This is a genomic window from Enterobacter sp. PI-10 (assembly GCF_027947695.1).
GTDB lineage: Bacteria > Pseudomonadota > Gammaproteobacteria > Enterobacterales > Enterobacteriaceae > Enterobacter > Enterobacter vonholyi.
Window position 1 is genome coordinate 1 of record NZ_JAJNOG010000001.1, and the last position, 18,522, is coordinate 18,522.

General features: G+C 56.7%; 18 protein-coding genes and 2 tRNA genes. 15 read left to right on the forward strand and 5 right to left on the reverse strand.

Annotation, left to right across the window (positions count from 1 at the left end; genetic code table 11):
• The first annotated feature begins 29 nt into the window (after positions 1–29).
• Positions 30–106, forward strand: a tRNA-Asp gene (locus LRM19_RS00005).
• Positions 107–266: 160 nt separating this feature from the next.
• A complete protein-coding gene (gene dkgB / locus LRM19_RS00010) occupies positions 267–1,070 on the forward strand; it encodes a 2,5-didehydrogluconate reductase DkgB (protein ID WP_271366801.1) in 804 nt (267 codons plus the stop codon).
• A 29-nt stretch (positions 1,071–1,099) separates the two neighbouring features.
• Here the strand turns inward: dkgB and yafC are convergent, their stop codons facing one another.
• Complete coding sequence (gene yafC, locus LRM19_RS00015; RefSeq protein WP_045909864.1) at positions 1,100–2,005, reverse strand: DNA-binding transcriptional regulator YafC; 906 nt, start codon at positions 2,003–2,005, stop codon at positions 1,100–1,102.
• Positions 2,006–2,109: 104 nt separating this feature from the next.
• Between yafC and LRM19_RS00020 the strand changes: the two genes are divergently transcribed.
• From LRM19_RS00020 to LRM19_RS00030, 3 genes are all read left to right on the forward strand, one after another.
• Complete coding sequence (locus tag LRM19_RS00020) at positions 2,110–3,285, forward strand: MFS transporter (RefSeq protein ID WP_271366804.1); 1,176 nt, start codon at positions 2,110–2,112, stop codon at positions 3,283–3,285.
• A gap of 136 nt (positions 3,286–3,421) precedes the next feature.
• Positions 3,422–4,222, forward strand: a complete 801-nt coding sequence (locus tag LRM19_RS00025) for an endonuclease/exonuclease/phosphatase family protein (RefSeq protein ID WP_024909448.1) — start codon at positions 3,422–3,424, stop codon at positions 4,220–4,222.
• Between the two features lie 75 nt (positions 4,223–4,297).
• The gene (locus tag LRM19_RS00030; RefSeq protein ID WP_271366806.1) at positions 4,298–5,071 is read left to right on the forward strand and encodes a class I SAM-dependent methyltransferase; all 774 of its coding nucleotides are present in this window, start codon (positions 4,298–4,300) and stop codon (positions 5,069–5,071) included.
• A gap of 52 nt (positions 5,072–5,123) precedes the next feature.
• Here the strand turns inward: LRM19_RS00030 and mltD are convergent, their stop codons facing one another.
• Entirely contained in the window at positions 5,124–6,488 is a 1,365-nt protein-coding gene (mltD, locus tag LRM19_RS00035; RefSeq protein WP_115874287.1) for a murein transglycosylase D, read from the reverse strand.
• 68 nt (positions 6,489–6,556) lie between these two features.
• Positions 6,557–7,315, reverse strand: a complete 759-nt coding sequence (gene gloB, locus LRM19_RS00040) for a hydroxyacylglutathione hydrolase (RefSeq protein ID WP_115874288.1) — start codon at positions 7,313–7,315, stop codon at positions 6,557–6,559.
• 32 nt (positions 7,316–7,347) lie between these two features.
• On the opposite strand from gloB, the gene LRM19_RS00045 reads away from it, so the two are divergent.
• Positions 7,348–8,064 carry a class I SAM-dependent methyltransferase gene (locus LRM19_RS00045; protein ID WP_271366808.1) on the forward strand — a complete coding sequence of 239 codons (717 nt, stop codon included), beginning with the start codon at positions 7,348–7,350 and terminating at the stop codon, positions 8,062–8,064.
• Here LRM19_RS00045 and rnhA read toward each other — a convergent pair whose 3' ends face one another.
• Positions 8,065–8,532, reverse strand: coding sequence for a ribonuclease HI (gene rnhA, locus LRM19_RS00050; protein ID WP_008500276.1), 468 nt, complete (start codon positions 8,530–8,532; stop codon positions 8,065–8,067). It abuts the gene before it with no gap.
• 64 nt (positions 8,533–8,596) lie between these two features.
• On the opposite strand from rnhA, the gene dnaQ reads away from it, so the two are divergent.
• The 9 genes from dnaQ to LRM19_RS00095 all read left to right on the forward strand — a co-directional run bounded on the left by dnaQ (position 8,597) and on the right by LRM19_RS00095 (position 17,690).
• Positions 8,597–9,328 (forward strand): DNA polymerase III subunit epsilon, encoded by a 732-nt coding sequence (gene dnaQ / locus LRM19_RS00055; protein WP_048029949.1) that lies wholly within the window; start codon positions 8,597–8,599, stop codon positions 9,326–9,328.
• Between the two features lie 132 nt (positions 9,329–9,460).
• A tRNA-Asp gene (locus tag LRM19_RS00060) sits at positions 9,461–9,537 on the forward strand.
• 378 nt (positions 9,538–9,915) lie between these two features.
• Positions 9,916–10,635: a FadR/GntR family transcriptional regulator gene (locus LRM19_RS00065; RefSeq protein WP_023334601.1), complete on the forward strand. Its 720-nt coding sequence runs from the start codon at positions 9,916–9,918 to the stop codon at positions 10,633–10,635.
• Positions 10,632–11,645 (forward strand): ABC transporter ATP-binding protein, encoded by a 1,014-nt coding sequence (locus LRM19_RS00070; RefSeq protein ID WP_271366813.1) that lies wholly within the window; start codon positions 10,632–10,634, stop codon positions 11,643–11,645. The genes LRM19_RS00065 and LRM19_RS00070 overlap by 4 nt, the downstream gene beginning before the upstream one ends.
• Entirely contained in the window at positions 11,642–12,724 is a 1,083-nt protein-coding gene (locus LRM19_RS00075) for an ABC transporter ATP-binding protein (RefSeq protein WP_127729680.1), read from the forward strand. The genes LRM19_RS00070 and LRM19_RS00075 overlap by 4 nt, the downstream gene beginning before the upstream one ends.
• A 2-nt stretch (positions 12,725–12,726) precedes the next feature.
• Positions 12,727–14,241, forward strand: a complete 1,515-nt coding sequence (locus tag LRM19_RS00080) for an ABC transporter substrate-binding protein (protein WP_271366815.1) — start codon at positions 12,727–12,729, stop codon at positions 14,239–14,241.
• Between the two features lie 18 nt (positions 14,242–14,259).
• On the forward strand, positions 14,260–15,201 hold the full coding sequence (locus LRM19_RS00085) for an ABC transporter permease (RefSeq protein WP_023310491.1): 942 nt from the start codon (positions 14,260–14,262) through the stop codon (positions 15,199–15,201).
• A 2-nt stretch (positions 15,202–15,203) separates the two neighbouring features.
• Complete coding sequence (locus LRM19_RS00090; protein WP_111965866.1) at positions 15,204–16,079, forward strand: ABC transporter permease; 876 nt, start codon at positions 15,204–15,206, stop codon at positions 16,077–16,079.
• Between the two features lie 9 nt (positions 16,080–16,088).
• A complete protein-coding gene (locus LRM19_RS00095) occupies positions 16,089–17,690 on the forward strand; it encodes a gamma-glutamyltransferase family protein (RefSeq protein WP_271367673.1) in 1,602 nt (533 codons plus the stop codon).
• A 51-nt stretch (positions 17,691–17,741) separates the two neighbouring features.
• Here the strand turns inward: LRM19_RS00095 and LRM19_RS00100 are convergent, their stop codons facing one another.
• Positions 17,742–18,512, reverse strand: a complete 771-nt coding sequence (locus tag LRM19_RS00100) for an amidohydrolase (protein WP_023343415.1) — start codon at positions 18,510–18,512, stop codon at positions 17,742–17,744.
• Positions 18,513–18,522: the final 10 nt, after the last annotated feature.

The following is an 18,522-nucleotide window of genomic DNA, read 5'->3' on the forward strand; positions in this document are numbered from 1 at the left end:
TAATCCGGTGGTTACAAGCAGTCTTCGGTGGAGCGGTAGTTCAGTCGGTTAGAATACCTGCCTGTCACGCAGGGGGTCGCGGGTTCGAGTCCCGTCCGTTCCGCCACTTATTAAAAGCCCTGAGCTAATGCTCAGGGCTTTTTTCTTATCTGACGCTTAATTATTGCGAAATCAGCAAAAATCCTCTGCGTTTTGCGATCTTTTTCTCTATAACAACGCCAGCGATAATCGTCCTCAGTTTACGAACATAACGATTGAGGAATAGTATGACTCTCCCTGCATTTGGTCTGGGCACTTTCCGCCTTAAAGACGACGTTGTTATTGCATCAGTTAAAACCGCACTCGAACTGGGCTATCGCGCGGTTGATACGGCGCAGATCTATGAAAACGAAGCTGCCGTAGGACAAGCTCTCGAAGAGAGTGGTGTACCGCGTAATGAGCTGTTCATCACCACGAAAATCTGGATTGAGAATCTCAGCAAAGACAAGCTGATCCCAAGCCTGAAAGAAAGCCTGAAAAAACTGCGTACTGACTATGTAGATTTGACGCTGATCCACTGGCCATCACCGAACGATGCCGTCTCCGTGGAAGAATTCATGCAGGCATTGCTGGAAGCGAAAAAGCAGGGATTAACCCGCGAAATTGGGATCTCCAACTTCACGATCCCGCTGATGGAAAAAGCTATTGCTGCTGTTGGCGCAGAAAATATTGCGACCAACCAGATTGAGCTGTCTCCGTACCTGCAAAATCGTAAAGTCGTGGACTGGGCAAAACAGCACGGGATCCACATCACCTCATACATGACGCTGGCCTACGGTAAGGCGCTGAAAGATGAAGTGATTACGCGTATCGCTGAGAAACATAACGCGACTGCCGCGCAGGTCATTCTGGCATGGGCAATGGGTGAAGGTTATGCCGTGATCCCATCATCAACTAAGCGTGAAAACCTGGCCAGCAACCTGTTAGCAACGGATCTTCATCTGGATGCTGACGATAAAAAAGCGATTGCCGCGCTGGAGTGCAACGATCGTCTGGTCAGCCCGGAAGGTTTAGCTCCTGACTGGGATTAAGTTTGACCCGCCCTCTGTAACCTGAACCCTCACACAGCTCCTCCGGGAGCTGTTTTTATATGTTCACTCAGAAAATCAATAAAGGCACGAATGCGCGTACTCACCGCTCTGTCACTGTAATACACCGCGCTAAAAGGCATTTCGACCGGCAGGCGTTTATCGGCCATCAATTCCACCAGCTCACCCCGGGCAATCTCCTTATCAATCATATAGTCTGACAAGCAGGCGATACCATTTCCTTCAAGGCACAGCTGCTTCAGCGTTTCCCCGCTGTTAGATGACAATCCGCTCGTAATTTCATGAAGTTGACCATCATGACAGGCGACAGGCCAGGTGTTCAGCGATACCGGCTCCGTAAAGCCCAGGCACAGATGCTGCTTCAGTTCTTCAACCGTCTCCGGTTTACCATGTTCAGCAATATACTGTGGCGACGCGATAATTTTACGGTAGCTGGCAAACAGAGGGCGGGCACGCAAGCTTGAATCGGTCAGCGTTCCCGCCCGAATAGCCACATCCACTTTACGCTCGATGAGGTTAATAAACGTCTCTGAGGAGACGAGAGAAAGCGTCATCTCCGGATAGCGTTCGCGGAAAGGTTTAATCAGCGGCATCAGAAAGTGAAGCACAACCGGCGTGGCTGCATCAATGCGCAGCAATCCGCGCGGCGTGCTGCGGGTCTCCATTATCTCGGTCTCCGCTGCGGCCATCTCCTGCAGTACCGACTGCACGCGGCGAAAATAACGCTCTCCTTCTTCCGTCAGGCTCAGCTGTCGCGTCGTTCGGTTGAGCAGACTCACTCCAAGCTTCATCTCCAGTTTTTTTACCGAACGGCTGATGGCTGAGTTAGCCTGTCCCAGCTGTTCGGCCGCGCGGCTAAAGCTGCCGCTTTCAACGACGGCGACAAAGATTGTCAGCTCTTCCGATGTAGCTTTCATTGTTGCACCACCTGCAAAATTCTATTGAGATTTTGACCATTTTTGTTATTTAAGCACTGGCGCATACTGCCTGTCATCTTAATCCTGATGATACGGAGTATTTTATGCCACTGGCGCTACTTGCCCTGACGATCAGTGCCTTTGCAATTGGCACGACTGAATTTGTTATCGTGGGGCTGGTTCCCACTATTGCTAACCAGCTTGCGATCTCGTTACCCTCTGCCGGGCTGTTGGTGTCTATCTACGCCCTGGGCGTCGCCGTCGGGGCGCCAGTGCTGACGGCACTGACCGGGCGTTTTCCGCGTAAGCAGCTGTTAGTCGCGCTGATGGTGCTATTCACCGCCGGCAACATTCTGGCCTGGCAGGCACCGGACTACACCACGCTGGTGATTGCCCGTCTGTTGACCGGCCTTGCGCACGGGGTGTTCTTTTCGATTGGTTCCACTATTGCAACCAGCCTGGTACCCAAAGAGAAAGCGGCCTCCGCTATTGCGATCATGTTTGGTGGACTGACCGTTGCACTCGTTACGGGCGTACCGCTGGGAACGTTCATCGGACAACACTTCGGCTGGCGTGAAACGTTCCTGGCCGTCTCCTTACTGGGCGTCATTGCCCTGGTGACCAGCCTGCTGCTGGTGCCGTCGAATATTCCAGGCCGGGCGAGCGCCAGCCTGCGCGATCAGCTGAAGGTGCTTACGCATCCGCGTTTGCTGATCATCTACGCGGTAACTGCATTGGGTTATGGCGGCGTATTCACCGCTTTCACCTTCCTGGCGCCGATGATGCAGGATCTGGCTGGCTTCTCCCCCAATGCCGTAAGCTGGATTTTGCTGGGATACGGTATTTCCGTTGCCATTGGCAATATCTGGGGCGGCAAGCTTGCAGATAAGCATGGCGCGGTACCAGCGCTGAAATTTATCTTCGCCGCGCTGGTTGTTCTGCTGATGATTTTCCAGTTCACCGCTTCGATACACTACGCCGCGCTGGTCACGGTACTGGTCATGGGGATCTTCGCCTTTGGCAATGTGCCCGGGCTTCAGGTCTACGTTGTACAGAAAGCCGAGCTTTATACGCCTAATGCAGTGGATGTGGCTTCCGGCCTGAATATTGCCGCTTTTAATATCGGTATCGCGCTGGGCTCCATCGTTGGTGGGCAAACCGTCGAACACTTCGGATTAACCCAGACCCCGTGGATTGGAGCGGTGATTGTCCTGGTGGCCTTCCTGCTGATTGGCCTGAGCGGGCGCCTTGATAAACCTGCTCGGATCGCGCTGGGTTAATATAAGTAAGCGCTTGCTGACAAAACTGGAAAGCGGTTTCTCAGAAATTGCGTTGAAAGTATGACCTAAAGTCCCTATAACATTAGAACCAGTCCGTTTTCCGGGCTGGTTCATGTTACAGAGGCTGTTTCCAAAAGTGCGAAAAAATACCTATGCCATGCGTTATGTAGCCGGAATGCCCGCGGAGAGGATCTTGCCTCCGGGGTCATTTGCGAGCATAAGCCAGGCATTACCCGCCGGCACGCCGTTAAGCAGCGATGAAAAAATCCGCGTACTGGTGTGGAATATCTTTAAGCAGCAGCGTGCCGAATGGTTATCGGTACTCAAGAATTTTGGAAAAGATGCCCACCTGGTTCTGCTCCAGGAGGCGCAAACCACCCCGGAGCTGGTACGGTTTGCCACCACGAACTATCTTGCCGCCGACCAGGTGCCTGCATTTGTCCTGCCGCAACATCCCTCAGGCGTGATGACGCTTTCTGCAGCACATCCCGTCTATTGCTGTCCGCTGCGCGAACGCGAGCCTATCCTGCGTCTGGCGAAATCGGCGCTGGTGACGGTCTATCCGCTGCCGGATACCCGAATGCTGATGGTTGTGAATATCCATGCGGTAAATTTCAGCCTGGGCGTGGATGTCTACAGTAAGCAGTTACTTCCCATTGGCGATCAGATAGCGCATCACAGCGGGCCCATCATTATGGCCGGCGATTTCAATGCCTGGAGCCGTCCGCGCATGAATGCGCTCTATCGCTTCGCGCGCGAAATGTCGCTGCGTGAAGTTCGTTTTAGCGACGACCAGCGCAAAAAAGCCTTTGGTCGTCCTCTCGATTTCGTCTTCTATCGTGGTTTGAGCGTGCACGATGCCTCTGTTCTGGTGACGCGCGCCTCGGATCATAACCCTCTACTAGTCGAATTCAGTCCCGGCAAACCTGATAAATAATGGTGTGTCAGGTCTGCCGTGGGGCAGGCCTGCGCGGGTGCTGCCCTTTATTTTTCACTCACAAAGGACAGTACGATGACAACAACACACTCCCATCATGACAACGTAGAAAGACAGTTTGGTTCTCAGGCAAGTGCCTATCTGAGCAGCGCTGTACACGCTTCAGGCCGCGATCTGGTGCGTCTCGGTGAGCGCCTGTCGGCATTTCCGCAGGCGCACGTGCTGGATTTAGGCTGCGGGGCAGGGCATGCCAGCTTTACGGCTGCGCAGCAGGTGGCGCACGTTACCGCGTATGACTTATCCAGCCAGATGCTGGACGTCGTTGCCGAGGCGGCGAAAGCGAAGGGGCTGAACAACATCAATACGCGCCAGGGCTATGCCGAATCCTTACCGTTTGATGATGCGTCGTTTGAGGTGGTTATCAGCCGTTATTCCGCGCACCACTGGCATGATGTCGGCCAGGCATTACGCGAGGTCAAACGCGTTCTGAAGCCGGGCGGCACATTCATCATTATGGATGTGATGTCACCTGGGCATCCGGTGCGCAATATCTGGCTGCAAACGGTGGAAGCGCTGCGCGACACCTCGCATGTGCAAAACTACGCCAGCGGAGAGTGGTTATCGCTTATCACGGAAGCGGGACTGATTACACGCTCGTTAATCACAGACCGTTTGCCGCTGGAGTTTAGCTCGTGGATAGCGCGTATGCGCACCCCGGAAGCATTAAGTCAGGCGATCAGGCTGTATCAGGAGAGTGCATCCGCGGAGGTAAAGGCGTACTTTGAACTGCAAAACGATGGTTCATTCACCAGCGATACCATCATGGCTGAAGCGCAAAAAGCGGGATAAACAAAAAAGGCACCGAGGGGAATCGGTGCCTTTTTATCTTTCGATCGTGCTATCAGGAGTCTGGCGTAGCGCTGTTCTTCACAAACAGCGTCAGCTGGTCGCCAGGTTTCAGATTGTCAGTATCATTGTTCCAGCGCATCACATCCTTGATGTTTACGCCGTGTCGTTTTGCGATACTGGACAGTGAATCGCCCTTGCGCACGCGATAGGTAATGCTATCGCTGTTGCTGGCGAGACGCTGTGCGCTGCTACCTGCACCTACCGTCAGAGTCTGACCCACTTTCAGGCCGGAGCTGCGCAGATTATTCCACTGCTGCAGATCTTTCGCATTCACGCCAAGACGTGACGCAATGCCCGAAAGCGTATCACCTGAACGAACCTTATAGCTGCGGCTGTTGACTGATGATGCATCCGCGATCAGCGTTGACTGAACGGCGGCGATTTCACCAGAAGCTAAAGACTCACGTAACTGGTCAGCATGTTTCTGCGGAACCATTACATACTGCGGGCCACTTGCCCCCAGGGTTGAGCCTTTAACGCCAGCATTAAAGGTTTTCAATTTACTTACCGACATACCCGTCATATCAGCAACCTGTTGAATATCAACTGGATTGCTGAGGCGAACACGCGCCAGTGCACGACTTTCGTCTGGTGTTGGCAGTTGTACACCATAACGCTTGCTGTTCTTGAGAATATCGCTCAAAGCCAGCATTTTCGGTACGTAAATCTTTGTTTCCTGTGGCAGTGAGAGCGACCAAAAATCGGTGGATTTACCCCGTGCTTTATTCGCTTTCATTGCCTTCAGTACACGACCTTCGCCACTATTATACGCTGCGACCGTTAACAGCCAGTCGCCGTCAAACATCTTGTTCAGACGTTGCATCATGTCGAGAGCGGCTGTCGTTGAAGCGACAACATCGCGACGCGCATCATAGTTGCGGGTCTGTTTCAGACCATAGTTTCGCCCTGTGCTCGGAATGATCTGCCAAATGCCTGCGGCATTGGCGCCAGACGTCGCGTGTGGGTCAAAAGCGCTCTCCACTATGGGTAGGAGTACCAGCTCCATAGGCATGTTACGTTTCTTAACTTGCCCGGCTATCCAGTACATATACGGCTCTGCCCGTAACGTTACATCGTGGAGATAGCTCTTATTTCTTAAATACTTCTGTTTCTGTTCGCGAATCCGGGTATTTTCCGGAATTCCCATCTTTAGCTCGTCGCCAATAGAGGTCCACAAGTCTTGATCCTGCGCGAAAGATGTTCCATCGTCCATCCAGCGCGCCGAACTTGCAAACTTCCCTGCTTCCCCTTGACCAGCTGCAGAAAGGCTCTGTGCGTGCTGTTGTACGTTGCTGCCATTCTGTGACTGGCAACCTACAAGCAGGACAGAGGCGAGTAATATCGCTTTTGCCTTCATGTGTGTGTCAATAGTTGCTTAAAAGACGAGCGATGATAACGGCGAAATTTTGAAAAGGCAACCCGCAATTATCTGAAGTTATCTTTCTTTGACCTTAACCATGCAAATCGCTGTTCTGGTTGTTGCAAATTTGTTTCTTGGTTAATTTTATTAATTAAATCAGTATCATCTGTTCGTAAAAATAAATTAATTTGGCGCTCGTTTTTCAGAATTACGGGGAGTGTTTTTTGGTTTTTTGCACGTAACTCCTTCACTTTGTGATAATAATCCTGAATCGCCCGATCCTCAGGCAACAGGCTGACGGCAAACTTCATATTTCCTAATGTATACTCATGAGCGCAACAAATAACGGTGTCATCGGGCAATGCGTTAATCTTCTGTAAAGACTGGTACATTTGCGCTGGCGTACCTTCAAACAATCTTCCGCAGCCTCCGGAGAACAGGGTATCGCCGCAAAAAAGATAAGGCTTACTGTAGAAACACAGATGTCCCAAAGTGTGACCCGGTGTAGCAAATACGGAAAACTCCCACTCACGTATGAGAATATTTTCGCCTTCTTCGACTACATGCGTGATTCCCTTATCTTGTGCTTCTGCCGGTCCGTAAACCACAAGATGCGGAAAATGAGCGTGCAGTTCAGGCACGCCGCCAGTGTGATCGTTATGATGATGCGTCAACAGAATGGCTTCTGGCTGCCAGTCGTTCTCTTTTATTGCGCGCAGAACAGGGGCCGATTCTCCGGGATCGACAATGACGCATCGACGATCGTCGTCAACCAAAACCCAGATGTAATTGTCCTGAAACGCTGGAATACTGATAAGATTCATACATTACCTCTTATAGCGTGGCGGGTGTTTTGATGAAACCGGCAAGGATACCTCAGACTGTCGCAGCACCGGAACGTTGGGCGGAATTGCCCTGGGGTGAATATTATCGCGAAGCGTTAGAACAACAGCTGAAGCCCTGGCTCGCGAAAATGTATGGCTTTCACCTGCTTAAGATTGGCAATCTCAGCGCGGAAATCAATACCGAAAGCTGCGCTATCTCGCATCAGGTCAACGTCTCTCTCGGCGGATCGCCGGTTCAGGTAAAAGCAGAACCGTTGCATCTGCCGTTTGCGGAAAAATCCGTTGATGCGTGTTTACTCGCTCACACGCTGCCCTGGTGCAGCGATCCGCATCGTCTGCTTCGTGAAGCCGATCGCGTGCTTATTGATGACGGCTGGCTGGTACTTAGCGGATTCAATCCGTTAAGCCTGATGGGGCTGCGTAAGCTGGTGCCGGTGCTACGCAGGAATCCACCTTACAACAGCCGGATGTTCACCATGATGCGCCAGCTCGACTGGCTTTCACTGCTGAACTTTGAAGTGCTTTGCTACGGTGGTTTTCAGGTGCTGCCCTGGGCGCGTCAGGGTGGCGTGGTGCTGAGCACCCATCTCCCCGCCCTGGGCTGTTTGCAGTTTATCGTCGCGCGTAAGCGAACCATTCCCCTTACGCTTAACCCCATGAAGCAAAGCAAATCGAAAACGCCCATCCGCCAGACCGTCGGCGCCACGCGGCAATACAAAAAGCCGTGATCAGGATTCGGGCTGATAGCCCGCGTCCTCATGCGCAGGGTTAGCGGCCGCCGCACGCGCCAGCTCGTCACAGCGTTCGTTTTCCGGATGGCCGGCGTGCCCTTTAACCCACTCCCATTTAATCTGGTGTTGACCCAGCGCAGCATCAAGACGTTTCCAGAGATCGACGTTCTTGACCGGTTTCTTATCGGCGGTTTTCCAGCCGCGTTTTTTCCAGTTATGGATCCACTGGGTGATCCCCTGACGCACGTACTGACTGTCGGTACTTAACACCACGTCACAATGTTCTTTTAATGCCTCCAGCGCCACGATGGCCGCCATCAACTCCATCCGGTTGTTGGTGGTCAGAAAATAGCCTTCACTAAAGGTTTTTTCGTGCTGGCGATAGCGCATAATCGCGCCGTAGCCGCCGGGCCCTGGGTTACCGAGACAAGATCCATCGGTGAAAATTTCTACCTGTTTACGCATCTCTGGTAGACTTCCTGTATTCGAAACGTTCAGTTAAACGATAAGTCTGACATAAATGACCGCTATGAGCACTGCAATTACTCGCCAGATCGTCCTCGATACCGAAACCACCGGTATGAACCAGATCGGCGCGCACTACGAAGGGCATAAGATCATCGAGATCGGCGCCGTTGAAGTGGTGAACCGTCGTCTTACGGGGAACAACTTCCACGTTTACCTCAAGCCCGATCGGCTGGTGGACCCCGAAGCGTTCGGCGTTCACGGGATTGCCGATGAGTTCTTGCTGGATAAGCCGACGTTTGCGGATGTGGCTGACGAGTTCCTGGAATACATCAAGGGCGCCGAGCTTGTCATCCATAACGCCTCGTTCGATATCGGCTTTATGGACTATGAATTCAGCAAGCTTAATCGTGATATCCCGAAGACGAACACCTTCTGTAAGGTGACGGACAGTCTGGCGCTGGCAAGGAAGATGTTCCCCGGCAAGCGTAACAGCCTGGATGCACTCTGCTCGCGCTACGAGATAGACAATACCAAGCGAACGCTCCACGGGGCGTTGCTCGATGCCCAGATCCTGGCCGATGTCTATCTGACGATGACCGGCGGGCAGACGTCAATGAAGTTCAGTATGGAAAATGAGTCTCAGCAGACGCAGGGCGAAGCGGGTATTCAGCGTGTTGTCCGTCAGGCAAGCCGGCTACGGGTTGTTTTAGCCAGTGATGAAGAGCTGCTTAACCACGAATCCCGTCTTGATCTGGTGCAGAAGAAGGGCGGCAGCTGTCTGTGGCGTGCCTGAAAAAACGCCGGAATGCCTGTAAAATCATCGTTTGGGCGATTTTTGCAGCAAACGATTCAAAACGCGAGAAAAAGCGTTGACGAGATCGGAGGCGCACCGTAATATGCGCCTCGTTCCCCAAACGGGAACAGTGGAGCGGTAGTTCAGTCGGTTAGAATACCTGCCTGTCACGCAGGGGGTCGCGGGTTCGAGTCCCGTCCGTTCCGCCACTATTCAGAAGGCCTGAATCAGAAATGATTCAGGCCTTCGTCGTTTCAGCGTTCTGTAATCTCATCCTCTCTCTTTTCGTTAACAAAAAGTTAATGTTTTTAGTGCAATTAATTAACAATTGCACGGATGTGGTGCGTTATTTGCACTGTTGTTGTGCATTTTTCCACCGCGCCTCTCTTCAGACCTCATTCAGAATGTGTCTTTCTGTAAAAAAAATTCACGCAAAATCATTTGGTTATCTCCCGCGCCCAAAAAAAGACCGAACCAATTCAGTATTGGTTTGTTTATTGCTTAATCATTAGCACGATAAGCGTCATTCCATATCAATAACTTATCGTTAATAAAAATAAAGCAATGATGAAAGCGAGCGAACCAATATGGAAAAACCGTCACGGTTTCTGGCCAATTCCAGCACCGCGCTTGAGCAGTTGCGCGGGCTTATCAACCAGCACGAGTCAACACCAGGCATACCGCTGCCCACGGAACGTGAGCTGTCGGACACTCTCGGCGTAGGGCGACGTGAAGTGCGTCGTGCGCTCGACGTGCTGGAAGAAGAGGGGCGCATCTGGCGTAAGCAGGGCAAAGGGACCTTTATTGGCCCGGCGGCACCCGTTGAACCGCTGGCCCTTCAGGGATTGGTTCAGCAGACCAACCTTCTGGAAGTGATGGAAGCTCGTCTACAGCTCGAACCCGGCTTAGCCCGGCTTGCGGCACTGCGTGCCACCAGGGAAAACCTCGCGCTTATGCAGCGCATGCTGGAACGCATCGACAAGGTCAGCCCGGACGACCGCGATCTCAACGAACTCTGGGATAGCGCCTTTCACCGGGCTATTGCCGAGGCTGCGGGCAACCGCCTGATGCTCGGCCTGTTTGATGCCATTGATGCCGTTCGGCGCGAACCGGGCTGGCAGCATCTTCGTGAATTAGCCCGCACGCCCGAACGTGTCGACAGCTATAACGACCACCACCATAAGATCATGTCTGCGATTATCCATCGCCAGCCTAATGAAGCCGCGGCAGCCATGCGCGAACACCTGCTCAGCCTGCAAACCGCCCTGATTCAGGCGATCCACCTTGAGGACGACTTCACGCCATGACGACTATACCTTTTAAGGACGCCACCCCCGTATTGCGAGTGCAAAACCTCAACGTTACGTTCGCGGGCTCGCCGGTTAGCGTGCTTGACGGTATCTCGCTGACCGTCAGGGCGGGCGAAACGCTGGCGCTGGTGGGAGAGTCCGGCTGCGGGAAAAGTATTACCTCACTGGCGCTGATGGGGTTATTGCCCGCCAGCGCACGGATCGTCAGCGGGGAGATGCTGTTTCGCCGCCACGATCTGCGCAAGCTCTCGCCGCGGGAATATGCCGACCTGCGCGGCAGCGAGCTGGCGATGGTTTTTCAGGAGCCGATGACCTCGCTCAATCCGGCATTTACGCTGGGGGATCAGCTGAGCGAAGCGGTTATGCGACACCAGAACGTCTCGCGCGCAGAGGCGATGAAGGTCGCGCTGCAGATCCTCGAGAAAGTGCAGATCCCGGCGGCAGAGATGCGCCTCAAGGCTTATCCTCACCAGCTTTCCGGCGGCATGCGCCAGCGGGTGATGATTGCAATGGCGCTGATTAACCACCCCAAACTGCTGATTGCCGACGAACCGACCACTGCGCTCGACGTCACCATCCAGGCGCAAATCCTCGCCTTGCTCAACACCTTAAAAGAGGAAACCGGCACGGCGGTACTGATGATCACCCACGATTTGGGCGTGGTGGCAGAAGTCGCCCAGCAGGTAGCGGTGATGTATGCCGGACAGGTAGTGGAGCAGGGGAGCGTGGAGGCGATATTTGCCGATCCGCAGCATCCGTACACCATCGGCCTGATGGGCTCGATTCCCTCCCTTGGCGCACGCAAGGGCCAGCTCTCCACCATTCCCGGCGCGGTCCCGCTCCCGGAATCCATGCCGCAAGGCTGCCGTTTTGCGACGCGCTGTCCGTTTGCGCAGTCGCGCTGCCATGATGAAAAACCGCAGCTCACCACGCTCGGCGCGGGCCATCGGGTCGCCTGCTTCCGCGTGCCGCTCGAACATCACATTGCCCTGGGAGAGACCGCATGACCACGCCCATACTTGAAGCCCGTGACCTCAGCAAGCTTTTCCCAGGCCCCAAAAAGCTCTTTACTCCGGCACGGTTTGTCACGGCGGTCGATCGCGTGTCGCTTGCCGTCATGCCGGGCGAAACGCTGGCGATTGTCGGCGAGTCCGGCTCCGGAAAATCCACGCTTGGCCGTCTGCTGCTGCGCCTGCTGGCCGCCAGCGAAGGGCGCGTATTTTATCAGGGGGAAGAGATCACCCACGCCTCGGGCGCGCGCCTCAATCAGCTCCGCCGCGAGCTGCAGATCATCTTTCAGGATCCCTTCGCGTCCCTGAACCCACGCATGACGGTGGAGCAGATCGTCGGCGAGCCGCTGTGGCTGCACCAGAACATGAAGAAAGCGGACCGCCAGTACCGCGTTGCCGAGCTGCTTAAAACCGTGGGCTTGCCTGCCGCCTGGGCTGGGCGCTATCCGCACGAGTTTTCCGGCGGACAACGCCAGCGTATCGGCATTGCGCGCGCGCTGGCCTCGGGACCGAAGCTGCTGCTGGGGGATGAGCCGGTTTCCGCGCTGGACGTCTCCGTCCAGGCGCAGGTGGTTAACCTGCTGGAGAGCCTGAAGAACCAGCTGGGGCTGACGATGGTGATTGTCGCCCACGGTCTGGCGGTGATCCGCCACATGAGCGATCGCGTGGCGGTCATGTATCTCGGGCAAATCGTCGAGCTCGCCACCGTTGACGAGATTTTTGACGCGCCGCTGCATCCCTATACTCAGGCGCTGATCGCCTCGGCGCCGCAGATGCAGCCGGGCACTGAACGCGACGCACCGCTGCTGCAGGGGGATCTGCCCAACCCGGCCAGCCCGCCGTCCGGCTGTCGTTTCCACACCCGCTGCCCGTACGTCACCGACGAATGCCGCCAGGTTGAGCCGATCAATCAGGTGCTCGACGGTGGACGTCAGGTTGCCTGCCATCGCTGGCAGGAGATCAACCGCGATCGCAGCGTTATTCAGATCGCACCGCCATCCGCCGCTTTTCTGCGCCGCCGCGCGCTGTTTGAACACGCGGCCACTCACTCCTCCCTTCCTTCAAGGAACTCATGATAATGACAATCCGTAATTCTCTTTTGACCGTACTGGGAAGTGTTATGTTGCTTGGCGCGGCGCTGCCCGCTCATTCTGAAAGCGTGCTGCGAATCGGCCTGGGAGCAGACCCGGACATGCTCGACCCGCACCTGGCGCGCACCTACTATGGCCGCTTCGTGTTTGCCTCCCTGTGCGACAGGCTGGTGGACGTCGACGAGCATCTGAAGGTCGTGCCAGGTCTCGCGAAATCGTGGGCCTGGAGCGCCGACGGCAAAACGCTGACCATGGCTCTGCGCGAAGGCGTCACCTTCCATGACGGAGAGAAATTCGATGCCGCCGCCGCGAAATACAACCTCGACCGCGCCCTGACCCTCAAAGGCTCCCTGCGTAAAAGCGAGATCTCCTCCGTTGAATCGGTAGAGGTCACCGGCCCGATGCAGATTGCGCTGCACCTGAAAACGCCTGATGCCGCGCTGCTGATGCAACTCACCGACCGTGCGGGCGCCATGATGGCCCCTGAAGCGGCAAAAAAGCCTGACTTTGCCGCCCATCCGGTCTGCTCCGGCCCGTATAAATTCGACAGCCGCGTGTCCCAGGACCGCATCGTTTTGAGCCGCTTCGATAACTACTGGAACAAAGACGCCTACCACTTCGACAAAATTATCTATCTGCCGATCCCTGATGCCTCCGTGCGTCTGGCGAACCTGCGCGCGGGCGATCTTGACCTGACCGAAGGCATCGCCGCCAGCGACGTTAAAACCGTCGAAGCCGACAGCAAGCTGGCGCTGGCGAAGGTAACCGGCCTGGGCTATCAGGGCATTACCTTCAACATCAACAACGGCAAGGTGCCGGCCAACGACCCGTTCAAGGACGCCCGCGTGCGTGAAGCCTTCTCGCAGGCTATCGACCGCGATGCGTTAAACCAGGTGGTCTTTGAAGGGCTGTATACGCCAGCCAACCAGGCGTTTTCGACGGTCAGCCCGTATCACGTTAACCTGCCGGTCCCGCCGCGTGACGTCGACAAGGCCAAAGCCCTGCTGAAAGCGGCAGGCATTACCGCGCCGCTAAACGTCAACCTGCTGGTGCCGAACAACCCCACCTCACAGCAGGTGGGGCAGGTGCTGCAGGCGATGGTCGCCGAGGCGGGCTTTAACCTGAACCTGCAGATGACCGAATTCGCCACGCTGCTCGACCGCCAGCAGAGCGGGGATTATCAGCTGAGCTTCTCCGGCTGGTCGGGGCGCCCGGACCCGGACGGCAGCATCTACGGCTTTATCAACAGCAAAGGCACGCTTAACGATGGCCGCTACAGCAACGCGCAGGTCGATGAGTGGCTGATCCAGGCGCGCCAGAGCACCGACCAGGCCGCACGCCAGCCGCTGTACGACAAGGTGGTGAAGCAGCTGCAAACGGATATGCCGATTGCCTACCTCTACTTCGAGCCGCGCATTTTCGGTCTGAACAAAAGCGTGCAGGGCTTTAAGCCATACCCGGACGGCATCGTGCGTCTGGCGGGTTTGACGCTGGCGAAATAAACGTCCTGAGGAGAACCCATGCTGGAACTGATTTGCAAACGTCTGCTGCTGGCTATTCCGACGCTACTGCTGGTGAGCATGATGGTATTCGGGCTGCAAAAGCTGCTGCCCGGTGACCCGCTGATTGCCATGGCCGGCGAGGAGCGCGATCCGGCGGTCATCGCCCAGCTGCGTGCGGAGCTGAATCTCGATGCGCCGATCCCCGTGCAGTATTTCCACTGGCTGACGCGGGCGCTGCAGGGCGATCTGGGCGTCTCCTTACGTACGCATGAACCGGTGACGCAGCTGATCGCCAGCAAGCTGCCGGTCACGCTGGAGCTGTCGCTGCTGGCGATGATTATCGCGCTGGTGTTTGGCATCAGCATGGGGATCCTCGCGGCGGTGAACAAAAACAGCTGGGTCGATCACGGGGCGAACTTCGTGGCGATCTCGGGGATCTCGATCCCGCACTTCTGGCTGGGGATCCTGCTGATTCTGGTCTTTTCGGTAAACCTGCAGTGGCTCCCCGCGTCCGGCTATGTGCCGTTCAGTGAAGATCCGCTCCAGAACCTGCGCACGCTGCTGCTCCCCGCATCCGTGCTCGGAACGGGTCTCGCGGCAACGCTGATGCGCCACACCCGCGCCTCGATGATTGCCGTGCTGAAGGCGGACTATATCCGCACCGCGCGGGCGAAAGGGCTACTACCGAAAGCGGTGATCCTGAAGCACGCCTTTCGCAACGCGCTGGTGCCGGTAATTACCCTCACCACGCTGCTGTTCGGCGAGCTGCTGGGCGGCGCGGTGCTGACCGAGCAGGTTTTCACCATTCCGGGCTTCGGCAAGATGATCGTCGACTCGGTGTTCAACCGTGACTACGCGGTGGTGCAGGGCGTAGTGCTGATTGTGGCAATCGGCTTCCTGATGCTCAACCTGCTGGCGGACGTGCTCTACGTCCTTATCAATCCGAAAATGCGAGGGTAACCATGGCGGAACTGACGACGCAAACCGTTGTGCCCGCGCTGCCGCGGGCGCAAAACCGGGTGCTGAAGAAATTCCTCGGCAATAAAAGCGCGGTGATCGGCGCGGTGGTGGTGGGTTTCTTTGTGCTGGTGGCGCTGCTGGCGCCGTGGATCGCCCCGTTCGATCCGGTTAAAGCTAACTTCCTGGCGGTGCGCAAAGCGCCGTCGGCGATGTACTGGTTCGGCACCGACGAACTGGGGCGCGACATTCTATCCCGCATTATCTGGGGGGCGCGCACCTCGCTGATGGCGGGCTGTATGTCGGTCGTTATCGCGGTGGTTATCGGCGTGCCGCTGGGGCTGGTGGCGGGCTACTTCCAGAAGATGTGGGATGGCGTGATCTCGCGGTTTATCGAGGCGCTGCTGGCGTGTCCGTTCCTGATCATGGCGATCGCGCTGGGGGCGTTTTTGGGCCCGAGCCTGACGAACGCCATGATCGCCATCGGTCTTTCGGCGATGCCGATCTTCGCCCGCCTGACGCGCGGTCAGGTGATCGCTATTCGCAACGAAGAGTATATCGACGGCGCGCGGGCGATTGGCCTGCCGGATCGCTGGATCATCATCAAATACGTCCTGCCCAACGTGATGTCGCCGATCCTGGTGCAGGCCACGCTGGCGATTGCCTCAGCGATTATCGCCGAAGCCAGCCTGTCGTTTTTAGGGCTGGGGCAGCAGCCGCCCAATCCGTCCTGGGGCTCAATGCTCAACACCGCGAAAGGGTTTCTTGAGCAGGCGCCGTGGATGTCTGTTTTCCCCGGCGTGGCGATTTTCCTTGCCGTGCAGGGCTTTAATTTACTTGGCGACGGGCTGCGCGATGCGCTCGATCCGCGCCACGACTAAGGAGTCATGATGACCAAAGCGCTTGATTTTACGTCCGGTTACGCTTCACGACGCCCGCCAATGATGGGCCATAATGCTGTTGCCACGTCGCAACCCCTGGCGGCGCAGGCGGGGATGAAAATGCTGCAGCTGGGCGGCAACGCCGTTGATGCGGCCATTGCCACCGCGATGGCGCTGACGGTGGTAGAGCCGACCGGTAACGGGATCGGCAGCGACGCCTTTGCCATCGTCTGGGACGGTGAAAAGCTGCACGGCCTGAACGCCTCCGGTCGTTCGCCTGCGAGCTGGCATGCGGATCTGTTTGCCGGTAAAACCGCGGTGCCGGAAATTGGCTGGGACGCGGTGACCGTGCCGGGGGCGGTATCCGGCTGGGTCGCGCTGGCGGAACGCTTCGGCACGCTGCCGCTGACCACGCTGGCGCAGCCTGCCATTGACTACGCGCGCAACGGTTTCCCGGTCTCCCCGCTGATTGGGCATCTCTGGCAGCGCGGCTATAGCAAGCTGAAAGATCAGCCGGGCTTCAGCGCCTGCTTCGCGCCGGAAGGCCGCGCCCCGCGCGTGGGGGAGATCTTCCGTAACCCGGCGCAGGCGAACTCGCTGGAGCTGATCGCCCGCACCAACGGCGGAGCCTTTTACCGCGGCGAGCTGGCGCAGAAAATTGCTGCCTTCGCCAAAGAGCATGGCGCGCACCTGACGGCCGAGGATCTGGCGAGCCATCGCGTGGACTGGGTAGAGCTGCTGTCGCGCGACTTCGCGGGCGGTTCGGTGCAGGAGCTGCCGCCAAACGGCCAGGGGATCGCCACGCTGATTGCGCTCGGCATTCTTGAGCAGTGCGGCATTGAGAAGCATCATCCGGATTCCGTGCAGTCCCTGCACCTGTCCATTGAGGCGATGAAGCTGGCGCTGGCGGATCTCGACCGCTACGTGGCGGATGAAGACCATATGGCGTTCGCGGCGAAAGAGCTGCTGAGCGACCATTATCTGAAGTCACGCGCGGCGCTTATCGATCATGACAAGGCGTCCGATTTTGTCTACGGTTCCCCGACCCAGAGCGGCACGGTCTACATCAGCAGCGCGGACGCCAGCGGAATGATGGTCTCGTTTATTCAGTCCAACTATATGGGCTTTGGATCAGGCATCGTGGTGCCTGACACCGGCATCAGCCTGCAAAACCGGGGCTGTGGTTTTTCGCTTGATCCCAGTCATCCGAACGCGCTGGCGGGCAGCAAGCGCCCGTTCCACACCATCATTCCGGGCTTTGCGATGGACGGCAACGGCCATCCGCTGATGTCCTTCGGCGTGATGGGCGGCCCGATGCAGGCGCAGGGGCACATGCAGATGGCGCTGCGCATTATGCTGCACGGGCAAAACCCGCAGGCGGCAATCGACGCCCCGCGCTGGCGCGTGGTGCAGGGCAGGGAGGTGATCGTTGAATCGACGTTCGATCGCAACACGATTGCCGCCCTGCGCGAGCGCGGACATCAGATTGTGGTGGAAGATCCGCTTCAGGATTACAACTTCGGTGGCGCGCAGGTAATTTACCGCCTGCCGGAAGGACACTACGTGGCCGCGACGGAAAGCCGCAAGGACGGGCAGGCGCTGGTGAGTTAATATTTTATCCTCCCTCTCCCTTTGGGAGAGGGGCGGGGTGAGGGGATAATTTCACTCAATGCTAAACGGGTCCGCATCCTGCCACGCCGGGAACTTCTCCCGATACTCCTTCAGCGCCGTCAACGACAGTTCGGCATCAATGCGCGTTGCCTGGTGCGGCTCGGCGGTGGCGATGATCTCGCCCTGCGGATTCACCACCCGGCTGTCGCCGCGATAGTGATGCCCGTTACCGTCCGTCCCCACGCGGTTGCAGCCCACCACGTACGCCTGGTTCTCTATCGCGCGCGCCACCAGCAGCGACTGCCAGTGCAAGGAGCGCGGTGCAGGCCAGTTGGCAACATACAGCGCCAGGTCGTAATCGTTGCGGTTACGCGACCACACCGGGAAACGCAGGTCGTAGCAGACCAGCGGCAAAATACGCCAGCCGCGCCATTCAAACACCACGCGCTCGTTACCGGCTTCATAGTGATGATGCTCATCCGCCATGCGGAACAGGTGGCGTTTATCGTAGAAATGCACTTTCCCTTCCGGCTCCACCAGCAGGAAGCGGTTCACCGGCCCGCGTTCGGTCTGCAGAGCGGCGCTTCCGGCAATCAGCGCGTTGGTCTGCTGCGCTTTGGCGTGCATCCAGGCGACCACCTCATCCTGAGGCATTGACTGTTTTGCCGCTTCCATGGCGAAGCCGGTGGTGAACATTTCCGGCAGGACAATCACATCACGCCCGGTAATGTCTTCCAGTTGACGATCAAAGTGGCGCAGGTTGGCGGGGCCATCCATCCACACTAAAGGTTGCTGCAAAATAGAAATCTTCAGACCAGGCACAATTCAGACT

What these genes read in the sequence shown, in the direction of transcription:
- LRM19_RS00030 (WP_271366806.1), top strand. Translation starts at nt 4,298, where the DNA reads ATGACAACAACACACTCCCATCATGACAACGTAGAAAGACAGTTTGGT.
- dnaQ (WP_048029949.1), top strand. Translation starts at nt 8,597, where the DNA reads ATGAGCACTGCAATTACTCGCCAGATCGTCCTCGATACCGAAACCACC.
- dkgB (WP_271366801.1), top strand. Translation starts at nt 267, where the DNA reads ATGACTCTCCCTGCATTTGGTCTGGGCACTTTCCGCCTTAAAGACGAC.
- LRM19_RS00095 (WP_271367673.1), top strand. Translation starts at nt 16,089, where the DNA reads ATGACCAAAGCGCTTGATTTTACGTCCGGTTACGCTTCACGACGCCCG.
- LRM19_RS00075 (WP_127729680.1), top strand. Translation starts at nt 11,642, where the DNA reads ATGACCACGCCCATACTTGAAGCCCGTGACCTCAGCAAGCTTTTCCCA.
- mltD (WP_115874287.1), bottom strand. Translation starts at nt 6,488, where the DNA reads ATGAAGGCAAAAGCGATATTACTCGCCTCTGTCCTGCTTGTAGGTTGC.
- LRM19_RS00020 (WP_271366804.1), top strand. Translation starts at nt 2,110, where the DNA reads ATGCCACTGGCGCTACTTGCCCTGACGATCAGTGCCTTTGCAATTGGC.
- yafC (WP_045909864.1), bottom strand. Translation starts at nt 2,005, where the DNA reads ATGAAAGCTACATCGGAAGAGCTGACAATCTTTGTCGCCGTCGTTGAA.
- LRM19_RS00065 (WP_023334601.1), top strand. Translation starts at nt 9,916, where the DNA reads ATGGAAAAACCGTCACGGTTTCTGGCCAATTCCAGCACCGCGCTTGAG.
- LRM19_RS00045 (WP_271366808.1), top strand. Translation starts at nt 7,348, where the DNA reads ATGAAACCGGCAAGGATACCTCAGACTGTCGCAGCACCGGAACGTTGG.
- LRM19_RS00090 (WP_111965866.1), top strand. Translation starts at nt 15,204, where the DNA reads ATGGCGGAACTGACGACGCAAACCGTTGTGCCCGCGCTGCCGCGGGCG.
- LRM19_RS00070 (WP_271366813.1), top strand. Translation starts at nt 10,632, where the DNA reads ATGACGACTATACCTTTTAAGGACGCCACCCCCGTATTGCGAGTGCAA.
- rnhA (WP_008500276.1), bottom strand. Translation starts at nt 8,532, where the DNA reads ATGCGTAAACAGGTAGAAATTTTCACCGATGGATCTTGTCTCGGTAAC.
- LRM19_RS00080 (WP_271366815.1), top strand. Translation starts at nt 12,727, where the DNA reads ATGACAATCCGTAATTCTCTTTTGACCGTACTGGGAAGTGTTATGTTG.
- gloB (WP_115874288.1), bottom strand. Translation starts at nt 7,315, where the DNA reads ATGAATCTTATCAGTATTCCAGCGTTTCAGGACAATTACATCTGGGTT.
- LRM19_RS00085 (WP_023310491.1), top strand. Translation starts at nt 14,260, where the DNA reads ATGCTGGAACTGATTTGCAAACGTCTGCTGCTGGCTATTCCGACGCTA.